At 62.6% G+C, this 22202-nt stretch carries 21 protein-coding genes; 14 read left to right on the forward strand and 7 right to left on the reverse strand.

Annotation, left to right across the window (positions count from 1 at the left end):
• Positions 1–8: 8 nt before the first annotated feature.
• The gene (locus B9N88_RS12150; RefSeq protein ID WP_027604622.1) at positions 9–977 is read right to left on the reverse strand and encodes a cytochrome-c peroxidase; all 969 of its coding nucleotides are present in this window, start codon (positions 975–977) and stop codon (positions 9–11) included.
• A 25-nt stretch (positions 978–1002) separates the two neighbouring features.
• Positions 1003–2877: a putative bifunctional diguanylate cyclase/phosphodiesterase gene (locus tag B9N88_RS12155; RefSeq protein ID WP_027604621.1), complete on the reverse strand. Its 1875-nt coding sequence runs from the start codon at positions 2875–2877 to the stop codon at positions 1003–1005.
• A gap of 219 nt (positions 2878–3096) precedes the next feature.
• Here B9N88_RS12155 and B9N88_RS12160 point away from each other — a divergent pair, with 219 nt between their 5' ends.
• Genes B9N88_RS12160 through B9N88_RS12170 form a run of 3 tightly spaced genes read left to right on the forward strand, consistent with a single transcriptional unit; the run spans position 3097 to position 5371 of the window.
• Positions 3097–4413 (forward strand): response regulator c-di-GMP phosphodiesterase, NosR family, encoded by a 1317-nt coding sequence (locus B9N88_RS12160; protein WP_027604620.1) that lies wholly within the window; start codon positions 3097–3099, stop codon positions 4411–4413.
• Positions 4414–4445: 32 nt separating this feature from the next.
• A complete protein-coding gene (locus tag B9N88_RS12165; protein ID WP_027604619.1) occupies positions 4446–4859 on the forward strand; it encodes an NUDIX hydrolase in 414 nt (137 codons plus the stop codon).
• 5 nt (positions 4860–4864) lie between these two features.
• The gene (locus B9N88_RS12170; protein WP_027604618.1) at positions 4865–5371 is read left to right on the forward strand and encodes a GNAT family N-acetyltransferase; all 507 of its coding nucleotides are present in this window, start codon (positions 4865–4867) and stop codon (positions 5369–5371) included.
• Positions 5372–5395: 24 nt separating this feature from the next.
• On the opposite strand, the gene metR is transcribed toward B9N88_RS12170, so the two are convergent.
• Positions 5396–6313, reverse strand: coding sequence for a transcriptional regulator MetR (gene metR / locus B9N88_RS12175; RefSeq protein ID WP_027604617.1), 918 nt, complete (start codon positions 6311–6313; stop codon positions 5396–5398).
• Between the two features lie 182 nt (positions 6314–6495).
• Here metR and B9N88_RS12180 point away from each other — a divergent pair, with 182 nt between their 5' ends.
• From B9N88_RS12180 to B9N88_RS12200, 5 genes are all read left to right on the forward strand, one after another.
• Positions 6496–7515, forward strand: a complete 1020-nt coding sequence (locus tag B9N88_RS12180) for an alpha/beta fold hydrolase (protein WP_027604616.1) — start codon at positions 6496–6498, stop codon at positions 7513–7515.
• Between the two features lie 55 nt (positions 7516–7570).
• A complete protein-coding gene (locus B9N88_RS12185) occupies positions 7571–8224 on the forward strand; it encodes a DsbA family oxidoreductase (protein ID WP_027604615.1) in 654 nt (217 codons plus the stop codon).
• A 188-nt stretch (positions 8225–8412) separates the two neighbouring features.
• The gene (locus B9N88_RS12190) at positions 8413–9333 is read left to right on the forward strand and encodes an arginase family protein (RefSeq protein ID WP_027604614.1); all 921 of its coding nucleotides are present in this window, start codon (positions 8413–8415) and stop codon (positions 9331–9333) included.
• Positions 9330–9710: a DMT family transporter gene (locus B9N88_RS12195; protein ID WP_027604613.1), complete on the forward strand. Its 381-nt coding sequence runs from the start codon at positions 9330–9332 to the stop codon at positions 9708–9710. The genes B9N88_RS12190 and B9N88_RS12195 overlap by 4 nt, the downstream gene beginning before the upstream one ends.
• Positions 9707–10111, forward strand: a complete 405-nt coding sequence (locus tag B9N88_RS12200) for a DMT family transporter (RefSeq protein WP_027604612.1) — start codon at positions 9707–9709, stop codon at positions 10109–10111. The genes B9N88_RS12195 and B9N88_RS12200 overlap by 4 nt, the downstream gene beginning before the upstream one ends.
• 51 nt (positions 10112–10162) lie before the next feature.
• On the opposite strand, the gene B9N88_RS12205 is transcribed toward B9N88_RS12200, so the two are convergent.
• Positions 10163–10933, reverse strand: a complete 771-nt coding sequence (locus B9N88_RS12205; protein ID WP_027604611.1) for a MipA/OmpV family protein — start codon at positions 10931–10933, stop codon at positions 10163–10165.
• A 226-nt stretch (positions 10934–11159) separates the two neighbouring features.
• Between B9N88_RS12205 and B9N88_RS12210 the strand changes: the two genes are divergently transcribed.
• Genes B9N88_RS12210 through B9N88_RS12235 form a run of 6 tightly spaced genes read left to right on the forward strand, consistent with a single transcriptional unit; the run spans position 11160 to position 18492 of the window.
• Positions 11160–11864: an MtnX-like HAD-IB family phosphatase gene (locus tag B9N88_RS12210; RefSeq protein WP_027604610.1), complete on the forward strand. Its 705-nt coding sequence runs from the start codon at positions 11160–11162 to the stop codon at positions 11862–11864.
• Complete coding sequence (locus B9N88_RS12215; protein ID WP_027604609.1) at positions 11857–13251, forward strand: aspartate aminotransferase family protein; 1395 nt, start codon at positions 11857–11859, stop codon at positions 13249–13251. Before B9N88_RS12210 ends, B9N88_RS12215 begins: the two co-directional genes overlap by 8 nt.
• Positions 13248–14198 carry an alpha/beta hydrolase gene (locus B9N88_RS12220; RefSeq protein WP_256221157.1) on the forward strand — a complete coding sequence of 317 codons (951 nt, stop codon included), beginning with the start codon at positions 13248–13250 and terminating at the stop codon, positions 14196–14198. The genes B9N88_RS12215 and B9N88_RS12220 overlap by 4 nt, the downstream gene beginning before the upstream one ends.
• A gap of 13 nt (positions 14199–14211) precedes the next feature.
• On the forward strand, positions 14212–15336 hold the full coding sequence (locus B9N88_RS12225; RefSeq protein WP_027604608.1) for a GNAT family N-acetyltransferase: 1125 nt from the start codon (positions 14212–14214) through the stop codon (positions 15334–15336).
• A complete protein-coding gene (locus tag B9N88_RS12230) occupies positions 15336–17105 on the forward strand; it encodes a HAMP domain-containing sensor histidine kinase (protein WP_027604607.1) in 1770 nt (589 codons plus the stop codon). The genes B9N88_RS12225 and B9N88_RS12230 overlap by 1 nt, the downstream gene beginning before the upstream one ends.
• Entirely contained in the window at positions 17095–18492 is a 1398-nt protein-coding gene (locus tag B9N88_RS12235) for a sigma-54-dependent transcriptional regulator (protein WP_027604606.1), read from the forward strand. Before B9N88_RS12230 ends, B9N88_RS12235 begins: the two co-directional genes overlap by 11 nt.
• A 122-nt stretch (positions 18493–18614) precedes the next feature.
• Here the strand turns inward: B9N88_RS12235 and B9N88_RS12240 are convergent, their stop codons facing one another.
• Genes B9N88_RS12240 through B9N88_RS12250 form a run of 3 tightly spaced genes read right to left on the reverse strand, consistent with a single transcriptional unit; the run spans position 18615 to position 22188 of the window.
• Complete coding sequence (locus tag B9N88_RS12240) at positions 18615–18953, reverse strand: GlpM family protein (protein ID WP_027604605.1); 339 nt, start codon at positions 18951–18953, stop codon at positions 18615–18617.
• On the reverse strand, positions 18953–20290 hold the full coding sequence (locus B9N88_RS12245; RefSeq protein ID WP_027604604.1) for a two-component response regulator AauR: 1338 nt from the start codon (positions 20288–20290) through the stop codon (positions 18953–18955). The genes B9N88_RS12240 and B9N88_RS12245 overlap by 1 nt, the downstream gene beginning before the upstream one ends.
• Positions 20287–22188 carry a two-component sensor histidine kinase AauS gene (locus B9N88_RS12250; protein WP_027604603.1) on the reverse strand — a complete coding sequence of 634 codons (1902 nt, stop codon included), beginning with the start codon at positions 22186–22188 and terminating at the stop codon, positions 20287–20289. The genes B9N88_RS12245 and B9N88_RS12250 overlap by 4 nt, the downstream gene beginning before the upstream one ends.
• Positions 22189–22202: the final 14 nt, after the last annotated feature.

Here is a 22202-nt window from a genome sequence, read left to right on the forward strand (position 1 = left end):
CGGTCTGCTCATAAAGGCTTGCCTTTCCATTCGCCGGTCAGGGTCTTGAGAAACTGGATGATCAGGTCTTTATCCTCCTGTGAAGGATTGCGCCCCAGTTGGAACTTGAACATCACGTCGACGGCTTCTTCCAGGGTCTTGGCCGAGGCATCGTGAAAATACGGGGCCGTGACCGCGACGTTACGCAGGCTGGGGACCTTGAACACGTGCCGGTCTTCCTCATCCTTGGTCAGCAGGTAGCGCCCCAGGTCCGACTCGACGGGGTTGCCGCGGGCCTTGAAGTAGTCGCCCATCACGCCGAATTTCTGGAACATGTTGCCGCCGATGTTGATGCCCTGGTGACAGGCGATGCAACCGTAATCCTTGAAGCGCTGGTAGCCGTACTTTTCCTGGATCGTGAGGATTTCCGTGTTGCCCAGCAGGTACTGGTCAAACCGTGAGTTGGGCGTCAGCAGCGTGCGTTCATAGGTGGCCAGGGCGTTTTGCACATTGGCGGCGGTGACGCCATCGGGGTAGGCCTGCTTGAACGCCGCCTGGTAGGCGGGCAGGGCGGTCAGGTTCTGCACCACCGTGTTCCAGTCGCTGCCCATTTCCACCGGGCTGATGACCACTTGCTCGACCTGCGCTTCCAGGGTGTCCACCCGGCCATTCCAGAACTGTTTGAAGTTCAGGCTGGCGTTGAAGACCGACGGTGTATTGATCTCCACGGGTTTGCCGTCGAAACCCAGGGAGAAGGGCCTGGTGTCGGCGCCCCCGGATTCGAGGTGATGGCAACTGGCGCACGACAGCGTGTTGTTCACTGACAGGCGCGGCTCATTGAACAGCTGGCGGCCCAGTTCGACCTTGGCCGCATCGAGGTGCGGCACCGGCGGCAGGGGCTTGAGCGCTTCGTCCAGCGGCGCGGCCGTCACGGTCATCCCCAGGCACAGCTCCAACGAGAGAATGAAGCCGAAACGGTAGGTTGAAACGTCGCTCAAGCGAGCACTCCTTGCAGGCATAGGGCTATTGGTCGGGCATCAGTGTGGGGCTGCCCACCTGCAGCAACTGGGCGAAATCCTTCGCAGGCACGGCCTTGCTGAACAGAAAGCCCTGGCCTTCTTCACAGTGCTGGGCTCTCAGGAAGTTCAGCTGTTCGAGGGTCTCCACCCCTTCGGCGATGATGTTCAGCTCCAGGCTCTTGCCCATGCCGATGATAGCGCTGATCAGCTGCGCGTCCTGGCTATTTTCGTGCAGCCCGCGCACGAATGATTGGTCGATCTTCAGCACATCGATGGGAAAGCGTCGCAGGTAGCTGAGGCTGGAGTAGCCGGTGCCGAAATCATCCAGGGCCAGGCGCACGCCCATGGCCTTGATCCGGTTCAGGATATCGACCGTCTCGTCGACATTCTGCATCAGCACGCTTTCGGTGATTTCCAGCTCCAGCTGGTTGGGCGGCAGGCCGGTCTGCTTGAGGATGGCGGCCAGGTTGTCGACAAACTCCCGCTGGCGGAAGTCGATGGCCGAGATGTTCACCGAGATGCGCAGCGGCGCCAGGCCCATGGTGCGCCAGGCCTGTGCCTGTTCGCAGGCGTGGCGCAGCACCCACTGGGTCAAGGGCACGATCAGCCCGCTGTCTTCGGCCACCGGAATGAAGTCGGCCGGGTGGACCCAGCCCGAGCGCGGTTGAAACCAGCGGATCAGCGCCTCTGCGCCGAGGATCCGCCCGGTTTCCAGGTCCAGCTTGGGCTGGTAGTGCAGCGCAAACTCATCGTGCTCCAGGGCCTGGCGGATCGCGCTTTCCAGGTTCTGCTGGTGCCGGGCGCGCAGGTTCATGTCTTCGGTGTAGAAACTCAGGTCGTCGGGGCCACGCTCCTTGGTGGTGTGCATGGCGGTTTCGGCGTGCTTGATCAGTTCCACCGCAGTGCTGCTGTCGTTCGGGTAGATGCTGATTCCGAGGCTGGCGGTAACGCTCAGGTCGTGCCCCGCGACATGCCGGGTAACGCTGATGGCCTGGAGCACCTTCTGGGCGATGTGCTGGGTTTGCTGGGGATGCTGGACATCATTGAGCAGGATCACAAACTCGTCCGAACCATAGCGAAACACCGAGTCCGACTCACGCACGGCCGCCACCAGGCTTTGGCTGACCTGCTGGAGCACCTCATCCCCCACCGGATAACCCAGGGCGTTGTTGATGCGCTTGAAGCGGTCGAGGCCGATAAACATCACCGCCAGTTGCGTGTCATGGCGCCGGCCCAGGGCAATGGCCTGGGTCAGGCGGTCGCCCAGCAGCGTGCTGTTGGGCAGCTCCGTGAGCGCGTCGTATTGCAGCAGGTGCGAGACTTTCAGCAACTCCTGCACGCGTTCCTCAATCGTGCGTTCGAGCCCGATCACCTTGAGGGCGGCATCCTGGGCGAGCTGCCATTTCCACGTAAGGGCGCTGGCCATCTGGCGGATTTCCAGGTGGTCGAAGGGCTTCTTCAGGATCAGCAACTGGTCGTTGTACTTCAATCGCGCCTCGATCGCTTCAAAGGAATAGTCGGAATAGGCGGTGCACAGGGCGATCTGCAGGTTGGGATCGACGTTCCACAACTGCTCGATGGTTTGCAGGCCGTCCCAGCCGGGCGGCATGCGCATGTCGATGAACGCCATGGCGTAGGGGGCGTTGGTTGCCAGGGCCCGATTCACCAGCTCCAGGGCTTCCTGGCCCTGATAGGCGGAATCCAGGATAAACGCCTGGCGAGGGACGGTGGGGGTGCCGAACAGGGTTTGCTCAAGGGTATCCAGGGAGGGCTCGGCGTCGGCGTCGGCGCAGAGGATCTTGCGAAAGTCCAGGTGGATGGACGTGACATCATCGACGATCAGGATGCGACGGTTGGCCCGCCCTGCGTTCGGGTTCATAGTGCGCGCCTTATCTGCAAACGGTTCGACGGCATAACCATTCCTTCCTTGGTTCCATGGCTGAGCGGGGCGCAGACCTGCCGTGACAGTGTAGTCGAGGTCCCTTGAATTCGGCGGCCAGTTGGCGTCAAATCAACTCCGCGCCTTAAGCGAGGGAAGATGGCTTGGCACACGGTTTCAAATCAGCTCAATTCAGTTCAATGTGAAGGCGCAGCAGGCATGGATGAACAACTTGCGACGAAACCCACTATTTTGCTGGTCGACGATGAAGAGTCGATTCTCAACAGCTTGCGTCGCCTGTTGCGCGGCCAACCCTTTGATGTCGTGCTCGCGGGCAGCGGCGCCCAGGCCCTGGAGATCATGGCCGCCCAGCCCATCGACCTGGTGATGAGCGATGCGCGCATGCCCGGCATGGACGGCGCGCAGCTGCTGGCCGAGGTTCATCGCCTTTATCCCGCCACCAGTCGCATCCTGCTCACCGGCTACGCCGACCTGCCGACGATCATCAAGGCGATCAACGAAGGGGCGATCCACCGCTATATCGGCAAACCCTGGAACGACGACGAACTGAAGCTGATCCTGCAGCAGGCCCTGGAATTTCAGCGGCTGGAACGCCTGGCCCATCAGCAGAACGACCAGCTCAAGCTGTTGAACGCGACCCTGGAAAAGCGCGTGGCAGCACGCACCAGTGAGTTGCAACAGACCGCCGACATGCTCGACCTGGCCTACGACGAGCTCAAGCGCAGCTACGTGACCGGCACCGAAGTGTTTTCGTTGCTGGCCAACCTGCGCCTGCCCAAGAACAAACAGACCAACCGTGCACTGATCGAACTGGTGCGGGTGTACTGCACCGCCCAGTCCATAGACGAAGCCAGCGCCCGCGACATGGCCATGGCCGCCGCGCTGTACAACATCGGCAAGCTGAGCTGGAGCGACAGCATGTTGATCGAGCCCGCCGACAAGCTGCACAGCACCGATCGCGAGCGCTACCGTGGCTATCCGGCCCAGAGCGAATCACTGCTGATGACCCTGGAGCCGATGAAGGATGCGGCGCGGATCATCCGTCATCACCAGGAACGCTGGGACGGCAGTGGTTTTCCCGACCACCTCAAGGGCGATGCGATTCCGTTCGGTTCACGCCTGCTGAAACTGGCGGTGGACTTCATCGAGTTGCAGAAAGGCCTGATCCTTGAGCGGCACCTGAACAGCGATGAAGCGCTGTTGTATATCCGCAAGTATGCCGGGCGCCTCTACGATCCGGACCTGGTCGAGAACTTCATCCTGGCGTGCGCTGCGTTTCTCAGTGACGTGACCCTGGGCGATCCGACCGTCAAGGTGCTCACCACCCGTGAGCTGGAAGACGGCATGGTCCTGGCGCGTAACCTCAACGCCGATAACGGCATGTTGCTGCTCAATGCCGGCAAGGTGCTGAACCTGCCGCTGGTGGACAAGCTGATCGCGTTCGAGGCGATGGAAGGCGCCAAGTACAGCGTGTTCATCAAGGAGCCGGACGAGAGCGAAGGGGTGCTCCATTAATTTTCATTGTTTGAGTTCAAGGTTTTCAGTTCATGCCTAGCACTATCCGTATCGCCGCTGCCCTGCTGATCGGCAGCGACGGCCACACCTTGCTGGTGCGCAAGCGCGGCACCCAGGCCTTTATGCAGCCCGGTGGCAAGATCGACGCCGGTGAGCAGCCCGTCGAGGCCCTGGCCCGCGAGCTGTACGAAGAGCTGAACCTGCGCATCGAGCCCGGCGACGCGGTCTACCTGGGTCACTTCTCGGCCCCCGCGGCCAACGAACCGGGGTTTACCGTGGACGCTGAATTGTTCCAGGTGCAGATCGATGTTCCGGTCAGCCCGGCCGCTGAAATCGAAGAGGTGCGCTGGATCGACCCGGCCGGTGATGGCGGCCTGGTGCTGGCGCCCTTGACCCGTGACCTGATCCTGCCGTTTTACCGCGCGTCACTGACCACGCCGGCCTGACGCGAATGAGCGTGCGTGCGCTGGGGGCCAGCGATGCCGAGGCTTATCGGGCGTTGATGCTGGAAGCTTACGGCGCCTATCCCCAGGCGTTCACTTCCAGTGTGGCCGAGCGTGGGGCGATGCCGTTGAGCTGGTGGGAAAAACGCCTGGAGAGTCCGCTGGATCGTTTGCTCGGCGCGTACGTCGGGGATGAGCTGGCCGGCATCGTCGGCCTGGCCTTCGAGCCTCGGGAGAAGGCGCGGCACAAAGTGACCCTGTTCGGCATGTACGTGACCCAGGCGCACCAGCACAAAGGCCTGGGCCGGCGATTGGTCGAGGCCGCGCTGGATGAAGCGCGCCAACATCCGCGCCTGAAAGTGATCCAACTGACCGTCACCGCCGGCAACGATGCAGCGTTTGCGCTGTACCGCCGCTGCGGGTTTATCCAGTACGGCCTGGAACCGTTGGCGGTGCGGGTGGGTGTGGACTACTTCGACAAAATCTACATGTGGCGCGAACTCAACTCTGGCTGAGAGCCAATGTGGGAGGGTGTTGTTTCAGCGCACCGCGCTCACGCCGTCCAGCGTTGAAAACGACGTGTCCTTGGCCGTCAGCAAAAAATCGCGCATATACGGTGCATCCAGCATATCCGCACGAATCCCCGCATACAGCGTCGCAAACAAGCCTTTCTCGCCCAGGCGCTTGGCCTTCACGTAGCCGCGCGAGCTGTATTCATGCAGGGCCCAATGGGGCATGCCGCACACGCCGCGACCGCTGGCGACCAGTTGCATCATCATCACCGTCAGTTCCGAAGTGCGCACCTGGGCCGGTTCCACGTCGGCCGGTTCCAGGAAGCGGGTGAAGATGTCCAGGCGGTCACGCTCCACCGGGTACGTGATCAGGGTTTCGCTCAGCAGGTCTTCGGGCACGATGTACGCCTTGTTCGCCAGCGCGTGCTGGTTGGCCACGGCGAGCATGGCTTCGTAGGTGAACAGCGGTACATAGGTGATGCCCGGCAGCTCCAGCGGGTCGGACGTCACCACCAGGTCCAGGTCGCCACGGGCCAGGGCCGGCAGCGGCGCGAACGCAAAGCCCGAGGCCAGGTCCAGCTCGACTTCCGGCCACGCATCGCGGAACTGGTCGATGGTCGGCATCAGCCACTGGAAACAACTGTGGCACTCGATCGCCATGTGCAGGCGTCCGGCGGTGCCACCGGCCAGGCGCGCGATATCGCGCTCGGCACCGCGCAGCAGGGGCAGGGTGGCGTCGGCCAGTTGCAGCAGGCGCAGGCCGGCGCTGGTGAAACGCACGGGTTTGGTCTTGCGCACGAACAGCGGCATGCCCAGGCGCTCTTCCAGCTCCTTGAACTGGTGGGACAGTGCCGATTGCGTCAGGTGCAGGCGCTCGGCGGCCTCCACCAGGCTGTCGGCCTCGCGCAAGGCGTGCAGGGTCTTGAGGTGACGGATCTCGAGCACGGGCTCTCCATGAAGACAATTTGTGACGAAGCGGGATAGCGTGAGTTTGTCTCATGTTGCAAGCTGTGTCGACCACGACCGCCGGGCACTCTTCATCAAACTGTCATGGAACTGTGGCAGCGCCCTTGAACAAACTTCATCAGACTCGCGCTCTACTGGGGTTCTGCGTTTCGGTGTTTTTCATGCGCGTGTTGCTTTTACTGGCCGCTCTGCTGTTCGGCCTGCCGTCTTTTGCGGCGTCTCGATGTGATGTCAATGTCCCGACCCAAACGGTCGACCTGGCCCAGGTGAGCATCGCCTACCAGAGTATCGGCCGTGCGTCCGACCCGGCCTTGCTGCTGGTGATGGGCCTGGGCGGGCAACTGATCCACTGGCCCGACGAAGTCGTCGTTGCCCTGTGCCAGCAGGGTTTCCGGGTGATCCGCTATGACAACCGCGATGTCGGCCTCTCCACCTGGCGCCAGGCGCCGGCGAGCGCCAACCTGACCTTTGAAGTGCTGCGCTACAAGCTCGGCCTGCCGGTATCGGCGCCGTACACGCTGACGGATATGGCCGATGACGCCCTGGGCCTGATGGACGCCTTGCAGATCCAACAGTTCCACGTACTGGGCGCAAGCATGGGCGGTATGATCGCCCAGCACCTGGCGGCGATGGCGCCGCAGCGCGTGGAAAGCCTGACCCTGGTCATGACCAGCTCCGGCGCCGAAGGCTTGCCGGCCCCGAATGCGGCGCTGGTGCAGTTATTGTCGCGACGCAGTGCGCCGAATCGTGAAGTGGCGCTGGAGCAGCAGGCGGATTTGCTCGCGGCGCTGGGCAGCCCGACGGTGAAGGACGATCGCCAGGTGTTGCTGCACCAGGCGGCGCTGTCCTATGACCGCGCCTTCAACCCGGACGGCGTGAAGCGCCAGATCATGGCGATTCTCGCCGAACCCAGCCGTGTGCCGCTGCTCAACCAGCTGCGCGTGCCGACACTGGTGGTCCACGGCACCGCCGACCCTTTGCTGCCGGTGATGCACGGCGTGCACCTGGCGGCGCATATCCAGGGCAGCCAGTTGAAGTTGATTCCCGGCATGGCCCATCGTTTCCAGGAAGCGTTCAAGGTGCCGCTGCTGACGGCGGTGCTGCCGTACCTGCAGGCTCATCGTGAAGATGCCGCGCATTGGGCGCAGATCGATCCGGTCGGGCCTTCGAAGCTGCTGTGACATTGGTGTATCGTGCACCCTTTACGGCGTATTGAAGCCTGCGAGGTTGCCTGTCATGAGTACTCCCCTGAAAATCGATTTCGTCAGCGACGTGTCCTGCCCCTGGTGCATCATCGGCCTGCGCGGCCTGACCGAAGCCCTCGACCAGCTTGGCAGCGAGGTGCAGGCCGAGATCCATTTCCAGCCGTTCGAACTGAACCCGAACATGCCCGCCGAAGGGCAAAATATCGTCGAGCATATCACCGAGAAATACGGCTCCAGCGCCGAAGAGTCCCAGGCCAATCGTGCGCGTATCCGCGACATGGGCGCCGAGCTGGGCTTTGCCTTCCGCACCGACGGCCAGAGCCGTATCTACAACACCTTCGACGCACACCGCCTGCTGCATTGGGCCGGGCTCGAGGGCTTGCAGTACAACCTCAAGGAGGCGTTGTTCAAGGCCTACTTCAGCGATGGCCAGGACCCTTCCGATCACGCCACCCTGGCGATCATCGCCGAAAGCGTCGGCCTGGATATAAAGCGCGCCGCCGAGATTCTCGCCAGCGATGAATACGCCGCCGAAGTCCGCGAGCAAGAGCAGTTGTGGACCTCCCGTGGGGTGACGTCGGTGCCGACCATCGTGTTCAACGACCAGTACGCCGTCAGCGGTGGCCAGCCGGCGGAAGCCTTTGTGGGGGCGATTCGCCAGATCATCAGCGAAGCTAAAAACTAAAATCGAACACTGATCCAAATGTGGGAGGGGGCTTGCCCCCGATAGCGGTGGCACATTCAACATCTTTGTTGACTGACACTCTGCTATCGGGAGCAAGCCCCCTCTCACATTTGTTTCTCACTGTCCTTGAGGTAAACGCTGGCCCGCCCCTTGCATCGCCCCCCTAAAGCCATAGGGGAAACATGACCTTGAATATTCTCGACCTCGACCACAGCCTCACCGGTCAGGCACCGATTGCCCGGCGTCTGGCCAGTGGCCGTGCCACGCGTATCGACCTGCTGGACCTGGGCCCGAAGCTGCGCCTGTGGTCCACCGAAAAAACCTGGAAGCGCTTCGCCGAGCGCCTGGCCCGGCGGCCCCGGCCCACGGATGCGCGCCCGGAAATCCTGTTCGTCGGCTCCGGCGATTATCACCACCTGACGCCGGCGTTTCTGGCCGACCTGAAAGAACCCATCAGCCTGATCCACTTCGACAACCACCCAGACTGGGTGCGCTTTGCGCCCAAGCGTCACTGTGGCTCGTGGGTCAACCGCGCATTGAACATGCCGGCGATCAAACGCATCGTCACCCTCGGCCCGTGCAGCGATGACCTGCATAACCCGCAACTGCGTGGCGGCAACCTCGGAGCCCTCAAGCGCGGGCGCCTGCAACTGTTCCCCTGGCAGCACCCGCCGTCGAAAGTCTGGGGCCGGGTCGGCGATGGCGCCGGCCACCAGCAGCAGGAAAACCACCTGCACTGGCGCAACCTGGCGGAGCTGGACTGGCCGGCGTTTCTCGAGCAGATGATCGGCAGCCTGCCCACCGAAGCGATCTGGATCACCATCGACAAAGACGTGCTCGCCAGTGAAGACGCCGCCACCAACTGGGACCAGGGCGGCATGCGCCTGACCCACCTGCTGCAAGCCCTGCGCGCATTGGCGGCGCGCAAGCGCATCATCGGCATCGACGTGTGCGGCGAGTTCGCCACGCCGGCGTTCAGCAACGCGTTCAAGCGTTGGGAAGCCAAGTCCGACCAGCCGCCCGCGGAGCGCTGGAGCCCGGAGGATCTGCAGCGCAACGCCGCCACCAATGAAGCCCTGATCGACCTGTTTGAGGAGCTGTTCCCGTGACCTTGACTGTGGTGTTGCTGGTGGCCTTTTCCATCGTGCTCGATGTGATCGGCCAACTGTGTTTCAAGCTCGGTCTGGACCGTTTACCGGAGCTGGAGGGCGGCTTTCGCCTGAATGCGTTCTGGGGCCAGGTGTTCAATGCGCCGTTGCTGTGGGCGGGGATCGCGGCCTATGTGATCGAGTTTTTCGTGTGGCTCGAAGCGCTGTCTCGTGCGCCGTTGAGCCTGTTATTTCCGGCGGCGGCCCTGGCCTATTGCGGGGTGGTGCTGGCCGGCAAGGTGGTACTGGGCGAAACCGTCAGCCGCCGCCGTTGGCTGGGCACGCTGGTGATTACCTTGGGTGTGATGCTGGTAGCGATTGCTGGGAGTCAGGCATGAGTACGCAAACGATGCATACCGGTTGGTTGCATGGGCGCCTCGGCACGGTGGTGCTGTGGGCCTTGCTGATCTGCACCGAGAGTGCCGGGCAGCTGTTTACCAAGGTTGCAGGGGACCAGCTGGGGCAGATGGATTTCAACTGGCAGTGGTTGTCCGAGGTGGCGCGCAACCCGGGAATCCTGGCGGCGATTGCCTGCTACATCGGCGCGTTTTTCGTGTGGATGCTGATCCTGCGGCGCAGCAGCCTGTCCCTGGCGTTTCCCCTGAGTTCACTGGTGTTTGTGGTGGTGTTGCTCGGTTCGTGGCTGGGGCTGGGGGAACATATCAGCCCGCTGCATTGGGTGGGCGTTGCGGTGATTATCGGCGGAATCGCACTGTTGGCCGAGGGCGAGGAAAACTGAAGCATGGAACCCTGTGGGAGGGGGCTTGCTCCCACATGTTGTCCGAAGTGATCAATCGAACCTGTAGCTGATCGCTGTCTGCACCTGGCCCTGGTTCACGTCGCCCGTCTCCTTGACGATGCTGCTGTTGGCCGCCGAACCCACCAGGTGGATCCAGCTGGCGCTGGTCAGCAGCGACCAGTGGGAGGCCAGGGGGAACTCGAAGCTCTGGGTCAGCGTGAGGTTCTGGAAACCGCCGCTGGCGTTGTAGGGGCGAATGCCGGAGGCCGCGGATTCATTGGCGTCTACCCCGAAATAGGTTTGAGTCTGGCGCGCATCGGCGAAATTCGCCGCCAGGCCGCTGCTGCCGATAATCCCGCCACCCAGTGGATAGCCCAGCTCGCCGCCGACCTTGCCCAGCGCGCCGCTCTGCGAATGCCCGCCGCCCACGGCCTGGCCCATCCGGGCGTACACGCGCCAGAAGTCGGCCGGCGCGTATTGGATGAAACCGCCCACTTCCGCCATGTCCGACACATTGCGCAGGCCTTGCAGCTCGCCGTTGGAGGTACGCCCCTGCAGGTAGTTGATATAGGGGCCGGCGGTAAAGCCGTTGCTGTTCAGGGCGCTCCAGGTCAGGCCGTCATCAGTGCTCAGGCTGACAGGGCCCCAATCCAGGTCCAGGTAGGGCACGGGGCGGGTTTCGTAGCGGCTGCCGGTGGGGTCGTGGGGTTGATAACTGAGGCCTGCGCCGACTTCACCGGTGATCGGGTCCGCCAGGACACTACTGGAAAAGCCCCATAGTCCGAGTAAGCCGGCAAATACAGTCGCTGTAACCTTGAACATGGAGCGGTTTCCTTATCTGGACATGCGCGCATGAACGCGCGAAGGGCATCCCTTGCGCAAGCACTCATCTTGTTTGTAGCGAGCTACAAAAATTGTAGCTCGTACGACACATATCTCCACCGTTAACGCCAGAACCCCCAGCCCGGCTGGGCTTCAGCCAGTTGGCACACTCCCTGCTCTACCCCTTGGGCAAGCGCACACAGCGCGCTCCTCAAGGTAAACGCAGATGATCCACTGGCATATCGTGTGTGACTTCGACGGGACCATTACCCCCACCGATGTCATCGACAACGTCCTCCAACGCTTCGCCGGCCCCGAGTGGGAAACCATCGAACAGGAATGGCTGGATGGGCATATCGGTTCCCGCGAATGCCTGAGCCGTCAACTGGCGCTGATCAAGGCCACCCCAAGTGAACTGCTGGCGTATTTCGACAGTGTCGAGATCGACCCGGATTTTCCCGACTTCGTCGATCACGTGCTCGGCCTGGGCGCTTCCCTCGAAGTGGTCAGCGACGGCATCGAACAGGGGATTGCGCGGATCCTGTCGCGCAACTACGTGACCTTGCTGCCGATCCTTGCCAACCGCCTGCGCCAGGTCGACCAGAACAGCTGGCGCATCGACTTCCCGTATGCCAGCGATGCCTGCCGCGCCGCGTCCGGCAACTGCAAGTGCAAATCCACCCCGCGCAACAAGCGCGTGCTGGTGATCGGCGACGGCAAGTCGGACATGTGCGTGGCCTCCACCGCCGACTTCGTGTTCGCCAAAGGCAGCCTCGCCCAGTACTGCGCAGCCAACAACATCCCTCACGCGCGCTTCGACACCTTCGCCGAAGTGCCTGCGTTGCTGGCCCGCCTGCCTCAGGGCATCGCCGCCAACGCCACCACCTTCAATACCTCTTCTGACAATCAGGAACTCTTCCACCATGTCTGATATCCGCATCGCTACCGCCGAAGACCAGATCCTTCTGGATAAAGAAGCCAAGTATTGCTCCTACGGCGACACCGTTCACTACATCGAGCCACCGCGTATTTTCAGCCGTTGCGAAGGCTCCTACGTGTGGGACACCGAAGACCAGGCCTACCTCGACCTGCAAATGTGGTACTCGGCCGTCAACTTCGGCTACGCCAACCCGCGCCTGAACAACGCGCTGAAACAGCAGATCGACACCCTGCCGCAAATCGCCAGCCAGTACCTGCACAAAGGCAAGATCGAGCTGTCGGAAATGATCGCGGTGGACGCCAAGAAGAAATTCGGCCTCGACGGTCGCGTGCACTTCAACGTCGGCGGCTCGCAGTCGATCGAAGACTCCCTGAAAGTGGTGCGTAACGCCACCAACGGCAAAAGCCTGATGTTCGCCTTCGAAGGCGGCTATCACGGCCGGACCCTCGGCGCCTCGTCGATCACCTCCAGCTACCGCTACCGTCGCCGCTACGGCCACTTCGGCGAGCGTGCGCAGTTCATCCCGTTCCCGTACCACTTCCGCGGGCCTAAAGGCATGACCAAGGAAGAGTACGGCAGCCACTGCGTGCAGCAATTCGCACGCCTGTTCGAGACCGAATACAACGGCGTGTGGGACCCGAAAGTCGGCCAGAGTGAATACGCCGCGTTCTACGTCGAGCCGATCCAGGGCACCGGCGGCTACGTGATCCCGCCGATGAACTTCTATCGCGAACTCAAGCATGTGTTGGATCAGCACGGCATCCTGATGGTGTCCGACGAAATCCAGATGGGCTTCTACCGCACCGGCAAACTCTGGTCCATCGAACACTTTGACGTCCAACCGGACGTGATCGTCTTCGGCAAGGCGCTGACCAACGGCCTCAACCCACTGGGCGGTATCTGGGCCCGTGAAGAGTTGATCAACCCGAAGATCTTCCCGCCAGGTTCGACCCACTCCACGTTCGCCTCCAACCCATTGGGCACGGCGGTGGGCCTGGAAATGTTCAAGATGACCAACGAAGTCGACTACGGCGCGATGGTCATGGCCAAGGGCAAATTCTTCCTCGAAGGCCTGCAGGACCTGCAGAAACGTTTCCCGATCATCGGCGACGTCGACGGCCTGGGCCTGGCCCTGCGCTGCGAAATCTGCGGCCCGGACGGCTTCACGCCGGACAAGGCGACCCTGGACTACATGGTCGAAGAAGGCATGAAAGGCGACATGGTCGTCGATGGCCGCAAACTCGGCCTGATCCTCGACGTGGGCGGCTACTACAAAAACGTGATCACCCTGGCACCGTCCCTGGAAATCAGCTACCCGGAAATCGAACTGGGCCTGAAGCTGCTCGAGCAACTGCTGGTACGGGCGACCCAACGGTGAGCGCCGCCGGGATCGACCTCGGTGAAGGCAGCGCCGGTTTCGTTCTCGGTGAAGGTCCGGTCGGGATCCTGTTGATCCACGGCCTGACCGGCACCCCGACGGAACTGCGCCAGGTCGCCAAGGGCCTGGCCAAGGCGGGTAACTGCACGGTGTACGTGCCCACCCTGGCCGGGCACTGCGGTGACAACAGCGACCTGCAGGCCACCGGCTGGCTGGACTGGTACGAGGGCGTGCGCAAGACCTTCGTGCAGGTCAGGCAACGCCACGAGCAGGTGTTTGTCGGTGGCTTGTCCATGGGCGCGGTGATGTCGATGTACGTGGCTGCCGAGCACCCTGGGCAAGTTGCCGGGCTGTTGATGTATTCGACCACCCTCAAGTACGACGGCTGGAGCATCAACAAGCTGGCATTCCTCACGCCGTTGCTGATGAAGATTCCGTTCGGCGTGCACATCTGCCGCTTCGAAGAGAAGCCGCCCTACGGCATCAAGAACGAACGCCTGCGGGCAATCGTCGAGCGGCAGATGAAGGAAGGGCAGAGCAGCGAAGCCGGTTTGCTGACCATGGAAGGCATCACGGTGCGCGAATTGCACCGCATGAACGCCGTGGTCAGGAAACGCATGCCCAAGGTCAAGGTGCCGGCCCTGGTGCTGCATTCCCTCGAAGACGACATCACCAGCCGCTGGAACGCCGATTACGTGGAGCGTCACCTGGGCGGCCCGGTGACCAAGATCCTGCTGGACAACTGCTACCACATGATCACCGTCGACCTGCAATACCGCCGGGTCATCGAGTTGAGTGCCGACTTTGTCGAACGGCACACCGCGTTTGTGGACGCCGGCTTACTTTGTGGTGAGCGGGCTTGTTGTGGTGAGCGGGCTTGCCCGCTCACCACAGCAAGCCCGCTCACCACAATAAGCCGCTCACCACAGCAAGCTCGCCAGCCATAACAAGGGAAACGATGTGATCACTACCCAAGCCTTCCCGACCATCCGGGCCCTCCAGCGTAGCGCCTGGAACGACTGTTTTCCCGGTGCCCTGGAAGACTGGGACTATTACGTCGCCGTGGAAAACGCCGCCATCGATGATTTCCAATGGCGCTACCTGGCGGTTTACGACAACGGAACACTGGTGGCCGTGGCTGCCGCGTTCATCACCCATTATCGTCTCGACACCACGGTGTCGGGCGCCGGCAAGCGTTTGGCCGAACGTGTGGAGCGGCTGTGGCCGGGTGTTTTGCAATTGGGCCTGTATGCCATTGGCTCCCCGGTGGCCGAGCGTTGCGACGCCGGGGTGGCCAGTGGCGTGCCCGAGTCGCGTCGCCCGTTGTTGCTCAAACACTTGCTGGAGGCCGCGCGCCAGGATGCCGATGATTTCGGTGTCGGCCTGCTGGCGGTCAAGGATGCACCCAGCCAGGATCCTCATTGGCTCGACAGTTGCCGGGTGGCGGGTTTTCAAAGCATGCCGGGCTTGCCCACCGGGGTGTTGCCGCTGCCATACGGCTCGGTGGATGCCTACCTCGGCTCGCTGGGCAAATCCACCCGCAAGGACTTGCGCCGCAAGCTGCGTGCACCTGGACCGCGGGTGGAGTGGCGCGGCAATATCGATGACGTGCTGCCCGAGGTCATGGGCCTGTATGAAGCCACGCTGACGCGCGCCGAGTTGCAGTTCGAACGCCTGCCTGCCGGCTATTTCACCGGCGTACTGGAACGTCTTGGCGATCGCGCCGTCTGTGTTCTTTACTGGGTCGACGAGCAGTTGGTGGCGTTCAACCTGCTGCTGCTGGACGAGCACCGGTTGGTGGACAAGTTTTTCGCCCATGACGTTGCGTTCACCCGTGACTACAACCTGTACTTCCGCAGTTGGCTGACCAACGTCGACTACTGTATTCAACACAATATTGCGGTGTATGAGTGCGGCCAGGCCGGGTATGCCAGTAAGCTGCGCCTGGGTTGCGAGTTCCAGGGCAACAGTGTGTTTTTCCGCCACCGCAACCGGCTGGTCAACGGCCTGCTCACGCTTGTAAAACTGTTTATTCGACCGGATCGTTCCGACCCTGCCATGGCTGCTGCGATAAGCGAAACCTGATGATCACCAAGACCCGCCAGAAAGCCCGCCCCTTTGCCATTTCGCGCTGGAGCGTCCAGCGCAAGCTGGTGCTGGCGTTCTGGCTGGTCAGCGTGATTCCCACCATGATCGCGGCGGAGCTGGCGGCGACCACGCTGTCGCAGATTTTCGACAGCAACGTGCGCATCTGGCTGCAGGAATCGACCAAGATCGTCAAGGACGAGATCGGCGACATCCTTCACGACAACGCGCGCATGGCCAAGCTGTTCCTGCGCTACACCAGCCCGCCCTCGAGCCGGCAGGCGGCCAAGCATGACCGGCTGACCGCGGACATCGCCGATGCCACCGACATCGACGTGGTGGCGCTGATCCGCACCAGCGATCAAAAGGTGGTGTTCAGCACCGCCTCCGATGACATCGTCAAACAGATCAGCCTGACCAGCAACGCGGTGCTGCAGACCGTGCAAGTGGCAGGGGTGAGCACCGGGATTGTGGTCTCGACCTTCGAAACCAGCCAGGACGGCGTCGACTACCGCCTGTTGGTGGCGACCTACCTGGACAGCAGCTTTCTCACCAGCGTGGCCGATGTGCATTCCCTCGACCTGCGCCTGTACCTGGCCAACCCCGAGGGGTTCTCGGAGATATTTTCGACCCAGCGCTTCGTGGACCATCCTGCGCGCATTCCGAAAAGTGTCGAGACCGCGATGCGCAGTACCAAGCAGCCCAGCGAGCAGTTCACCAACAGCTACAGCGGGCTGTACTGGCCGATCTTCAATGACGCCGGTGACCTCCAAGGCGTGATTTTCAGCGGCCTGCTGCGCCATACCAGCCTGGTGGGGCTGGTGAACCAGAGCAATCTGTTCGTGCTGATTTTCCTGCTCAGCTCGGCGCTGTCCCTGGCGGCGGGGGTGCTGGTGTCTCGGCGCCTGACCAAGCCGTTGCGGGACTTGTCCGAAGGCGTGGGCGCGGTGATCTCAGGCAACTACACGCACCGCGTGCTGGTCAGTGGCGGCGATGAACTGGCGCAATTGAGCAGCACCTTCAACCATATGACCGAGCGCCTGGGCGAGCTGCACCACCTCGAAGCCCAACTGCGCCGGCGCGATCGCCTGCATGCCCTGGGTGAAGTCGCCATGGGCCTGGCCCATGAGATCCGTAACCCGTTGGGCATCATCAAGACGGCCACCCAGTTGTTGCACCGCCGCGTTGACCTGCCGGACGCCGACAAGCGCCACCTGGAATATGTGATCAGCGAAGTCAGCCGCATCAATGACTTGATCACCGAGTTCCTCGACTTTGCCAAACCCAACCCACCGTTGCGCGTGCTGCAGCCGGCCCGTCCGCTGGTGGAGGAGATCCTGGGCTTCTGCGCGCCGGAACTGGCCAGCCATAACATCGACGCGCAGATCGACGACCAGGCGCCGGGGGCGACGATCTACGTCGATGCCAAGCAACTCAAGCAGGCCTGCCTCAACCTGATTCTCAACGCCATCGATGCCATGCCTGAAGGCGGGCGCCTGACCCTGGGCATCCGCAGCGAGGGCGACAACACCGTCATCGCCATCGCCGACACCGGCCAGGGCATCGCGCCGGAGATGATCGAGCGTATCTTTACGCCATTCGTCACCACCAAGGCCTCGGGCACGGGCCTGGGCCTGGCCAAAGTCTATTCGATCATGGAAAGTCACGACGGCAGCATCGAATGCGCCAGCGAAAACGATGCCGGCGCCACCTTCAGCCTGTACATTCCAGCGACAGGCGAAGACGACGAGGACAGTCATGACGCATAACATTCTGGTAGTCGACGACGAACCCAAGCTCTGCGACCTGCTGGCGTCGGCCCTGGGCCAGAACAGCGTGCAGGTGTTCATTGCGGGCAACGGCCTGCATGCGCTCAAGGTGCTGGAACAGGAAGACATCGACCTGGTGATCAGTGACTGGCGCATGCCGGGCATGGACGGGCCGGCCTTGTTGGCCGAGATCAAGGTGCGTTATCCCCACGTGCCGGTGATCGTGATGACCGCCTACAGCACGGTGAAAAACGCCGTGCAGTCGATGCGCAACGGTGCCTACGACTACATTGCCAAACCGTTCGATATCGACGAGCTGGACATCACCGTGGCCAAGGCCCTGCAGTTTCGCGACATCATGCGCGACAACGCGCGCCTGCGCGCCGAATTGGATGAGCAGGCGCAGTTCGACAGCCTGGTGGGCGACAGCCCGGCGTTTCGCAAAGTGTTGCAGGCGGTGGATTCGGTGCGCGACAGCAGCACCACCATCCTGCTGACCGGCGAAAGCGGCACCGGCAAGGAAATGGTCGCCCGCGCCATCCACAAGCATGGCAGCCGTGCCGACAAGCCGTTTGTGGCGGTCAACTGCGCGGCGATCCCCGAAGGGTTGCTGGAAAGCGAAATGTTCGGCCATCGCAAGGGCGCGTTTACCGGCGCCGTGTCTGACCGGGTCGGGCGCTTCCAGCAGGCCGACAAGGGCACGCTGTTTCTCGATGAAGTGGGCGATATGCCCCTGGCATTGCAGGCCAAGATCCTACGCGCCTTGCAGGAGCGGGTGATCGAGCCGGTGGGCGACCCCCGCGAGCGCAAGGTGGATGTGCGGGTGATCGCGGCCACCAACAAGAACCTGCTGGAGGCGGTGGCTAACAAGGAGTTTCGCGAAGACCTGTATTACCGCCTCAATGTGTTCCCGATCCCGCTGCCAGCCCTGCGTGAGCGTGTGGAAGACATCGCGCCCCTGGCCCGCCACTTTGCCCGGACCCTCAGCGCCACTGCCGGCAAGCGGATTACCGGCTTCAGCCCTGAGGCGTTGCAGGCCATGGCCGCGTATCACTGGCCGGGCAATATCCGTGAGCTGCAAAACTGTGTGGAGCGCGCGACCATCGTGGCCGCCACGCCTGTGATCGAAGACATTGATTTACCGGGTTATCTGTTTGCTTCCAAACCCAGCGAAGGCGGCGTGACCGCGATCCTCAGCGAAGGGCCGGGGATTCCCCAGGACCTGGATGCGGCGCTGGCGGAGGTGGAGAAAGCCTACATCCTGGCCGCCTTGCAGGAGAGCAACGGCGTGCAGGCTGCGGCGGCGGCGAAGATAGGAATTTCCGAGAGAAGCTTCTGGTATCGGTTGAAGAAGCTGGGCATCCAGGTCGACAAGATCGTCCGCTGACATGCCTCGATTAAAAATGTGGGAGGGGGCTTGCCCCCGATGGCAGTGGGTCAGTTAAAGATAAGGTGACTGATACACCGCTATCGGGGGCAAGCCCCCTCCCACATTTGGATTGAGTGGTGTCAGGCGTGGACGCGTACCCACACGCTCACCAACACCGTCGCGGCCATCAGCCACGCTACCGCCGCGACGGCTAAAGAGGCCTCCAGCCGCATGCGGTCCACCATCACATACAACGTCGCCAAATACACAAAGTAGGGAATGATCGACCACATCCCGAACAGGATGGTGGTCTTCAAATCGTCCAGCGAGCGGCCCTTGCCGACGATGTAATGGGCGATCAACGCAAAGGTCGGAAACAGCGGCACCAGCCCGGCGATGTAGTAGTTCCTGGTCTTGGCCAGCGCCGCCAGGATCAGCACCACCGCCGCGCCCAGGGCGGCTTTCAAAAAAACATCCATCAGTGGCTCAACCCGTATTTCTTGACCTTGTCGAACAAGGTGGTCTTGGCCATGCCCAGTTCCTGGCTGGCCTGGGTCAGGTTGCCGCCGCTGCGTTGCAGGGCATCGCTGAGCAGGTTGCGTTCAAAGGCTTCCACCGCTTCGGTGAACGCCAGGCCTTGGCTACCGCTGCTGGCCCCGCTTTTCTTGAAGGCGGGCAGGCCGAGGGCGAAGCGTTCGGCGACGTTGCGCAGTTCGCGTACGTTACCGGGCCAGTCGTGGCTCATCAGGCTGGAGAGGGTCTGGTTGTCCAGTTCCGGCGCGGTGCGGTCAAAACGCAGCGACGACTGCTGCAGGAAGTGTTCGAACAGCTGCAGGATGTCTTCGCGGCGTTCGCGCAGGGGCGGCAGTTCCAGGGTCACCACGTTGAGGCGGTAGTACAGGTCGCTGCGGAACTGGCTGGCGCGGCTCAGTTCGTCGAGGTCGGACTTGGTGGCGGCGATCACCCGGCAATCCACGGCCACGCTCTGGTTCGAGCCCAGGCGTTCCAGGGTGCGCTCCTGCAGCACCCGCAGCAATTTGATCTGCAGGTTGATCGGCATGCTTTCCACTTCATCGAGGAACAGCGTGCCTTCATGGGCGTGTTCGATCTTGCCGATACGGCGCTTGCCTGCGCCGGTAAAGGCGTTGGCTTCGTGGCCGAAAATCTCGCTTTCGAACAGGTTCTCCGGCAGGCCGCCGCAGTTGAGGGCGACGAACTGGTGGGCGTGCCGGCGGCTGAAATCATGCAGGCAACGCGCGACCAGTTCCTTGCCGGTGCCGGTCTCGCCTTCGATCAGCACGTTGGCCGAGGTATCGGCGACGTTGGCGATCAGCTCGCGCAGGTTCTGCATGGTCGGCGAGCGACCGATGATGCGGCCTTCCAGCGAATCCCGCTCAGCCAACTGGCGGCGCAGCGACCAGACTTCCCGCGCCAGCCCGCGTTGTTCCAGGGCGCGGCGGGCGACGTCGACCAGGCGCTCGGGGGAGAAGGGTTTCTCCATGAAGTCGTAGGCGCCATTGCGCATGGCGCCGACCGCCATGGAGATGTCGCCATGCCCGGTGATCAGCACCACCGGCAGGCTTTTATCCAGGGCCTTGAGACGGGTGAGCAGTTCCAGGCCGTCGATGCCCGGCAGGCGGATGTCGCTGATCACGATGCCGGCGAAGTTCTCGCCGATGCGTTTCAACGCTTCTTCGGCACTGCCCACGCCCACGCTGGGGATGTCTTCCAGCGCCAGCGCCTGTTGGCAGCCGAGCAGCACATGGGGGTCGTCTTCGACGATCAGCACGGTGAGGTCTTGAGGATCAATATTCATGTCGACTCAGCTTGTTGAGCGCCCACCAGCGGCAGGCTCAGGACAAAGGCAGTGCCACCGCCGGCCGGGTGCTCCACGGCGAGGGTGCCGCCGGTGGCTGCCGCGAGGCTGGCGGAGAGGGTCAGGCCCAGGCCCAGGCCTTGCTCGCCGGGTTTGGTGGTGAAGAAGGGTTCGAACAGATGCTTGCGCGCCTCGGCGTCGATGCCGTGGCCGTTGTCGCGCACCAGCAGGCGGTATTTGCCGTCGGCGATGCTGCCTTCCAGGCACAACTCGGGAGCCGGTTGTGCCTGCATGGCGTCGAGGGCGTTGCCGATCAGGTTGACCAGGATCTGTTCCAGGCGCGTCTGGTCGATCTGCAATTGGGCCGGGGCAAAGTTGCGGTGCAGGCTCAGCGGCAGGCTGTCCAGGCGTGGGCCGAGGACCTGGAACGCGGCGTCCACGGCCTTGGCCAGGCTGGCTTCGCCCTGGTCATCGCCGCGTCGGGCAAAGGAGCGCAGGCTGGCGGTGATGCGGCCCATGCGGTCGATCAGCTCGTTGATGGTCTTGAGGTTGGCGCTGGCGGTGTCCAGCGCGCCGCGTTCGAGGAAGCGCACGGTGTTGCCGGACAAGGTGCGCAGCGCGGCCAACGGCTGGTTCAGTTCATGGGCGATGCTGGTGGACATCTGGCCGATGGCCGCCAGCTTGCCGGCCTGTACCAGTTCATCCTGGGCGCGGCGCAGGGTTTCCTCGGCCTGGCGCCGTTCGCGGATCTGGCCCTTGAGCCGCTCGTTGCTGGCGCGCAGGTCGGCGGTGCGTTCGGCGATCCGCCGTTCCAGCTGGCTGTTGGCTTCCTGCAAGGCTTCCCGCGCAGCGAGGCGGGTGGCGATGACTTTGCGCCGCTCGTTCCAGGCAATCAGCAAAAACGCGACGAGGCCAAACGCGACAGCCACCAGGATGCCCTGGTTGATCGCCGCGCGGCGCAGGTCGTTGAGCGGGGTGAGCAGGGTGAAATTCCACGGTGTGTCATTGAGTGGGCGGGTTTGCGCCAGGTAGCTGACTTCGTGCTCGTCGTTGACCACTTCAGTGTTGGCCGGGAAGGTCAGCTTCTCGCTGCGGTCATTCAAGCGCTCACGGGCCAGGGGTTCCAGTTCGTTGAGCGTGGCCCAGTAATATTGCAGGCTGTGGGCCAGGCGATCCTTGGTCTCGTCGCTCAGCGGTCGCACCGCCTTGAGGCGTCGAGCCGGGTCGCTGGAGAGAATGATGATGCCGTTCTCGTCGCTCACAAAGGCTTCGAGGCGCGCGCGTTGCCAGCGCTCTTCCAGGGCTTCGAGGCGCACTTTGACCACCGCCACGCCGATGATCTTGCCGTGTTCTTCCAGGCCGTGGGCCAGGTAGTAGCCGGGCTCGCCGTTGGTGCTGCCGATGCCGTAGAAACGCCCGGGCTGGCCACGCACGGCATTCTGGAAATAGGCGCGAAAGGACAGGTCTTCACCCTGGTAACTGTCGGCATCGCGCCAGTTACTGGTGGCCAGCACGCGGCCGGTGGTGTCCATCACGTAGATGGCCCGACTGCGACTGCGTCGGTTCAGGCCTTCGAGGTAGTCGTTGACCGTTTTACGGGTTTCCTGGTTCGGCTCGGCCAGCAGCTTGGAGACGCTCGACTCCAGCTCCAGCAGGCTGGGCAGGTAGGTGTATTTGCTGATTTCACTTTCGACGGTGCGGGCATGCAGCTCCAGCTGGCGTTCGCCGTTGTCGCTGAGGGTGCGGATGCCGTAGTACTCACTGATCCAGAAGCCGATATAACCCAGGCCGATCATCAGGGCGATGATCAACGGCGGCAGGAACAGTTGGCGAATCAGACGAGGTTTCACGGCAAGTGATGGCGGTGCGGCGCGATAGAGGTTGGGGTCGCATTTCATCACAGATGCCTTGG

Origin of the sequence: Pseudomonas sp. LAMO17WK12:I1 (assembly GCF_900177315.1) — a bacterium.
Taxonomy (GTDB): domain Bacteria; phylum Pseudomonadota; class Gammaproteobacteria; order Pseudomonadales; family Pseudomonadaceae; genus Aquipseudomonas; species Aquipseudomonas marginalis.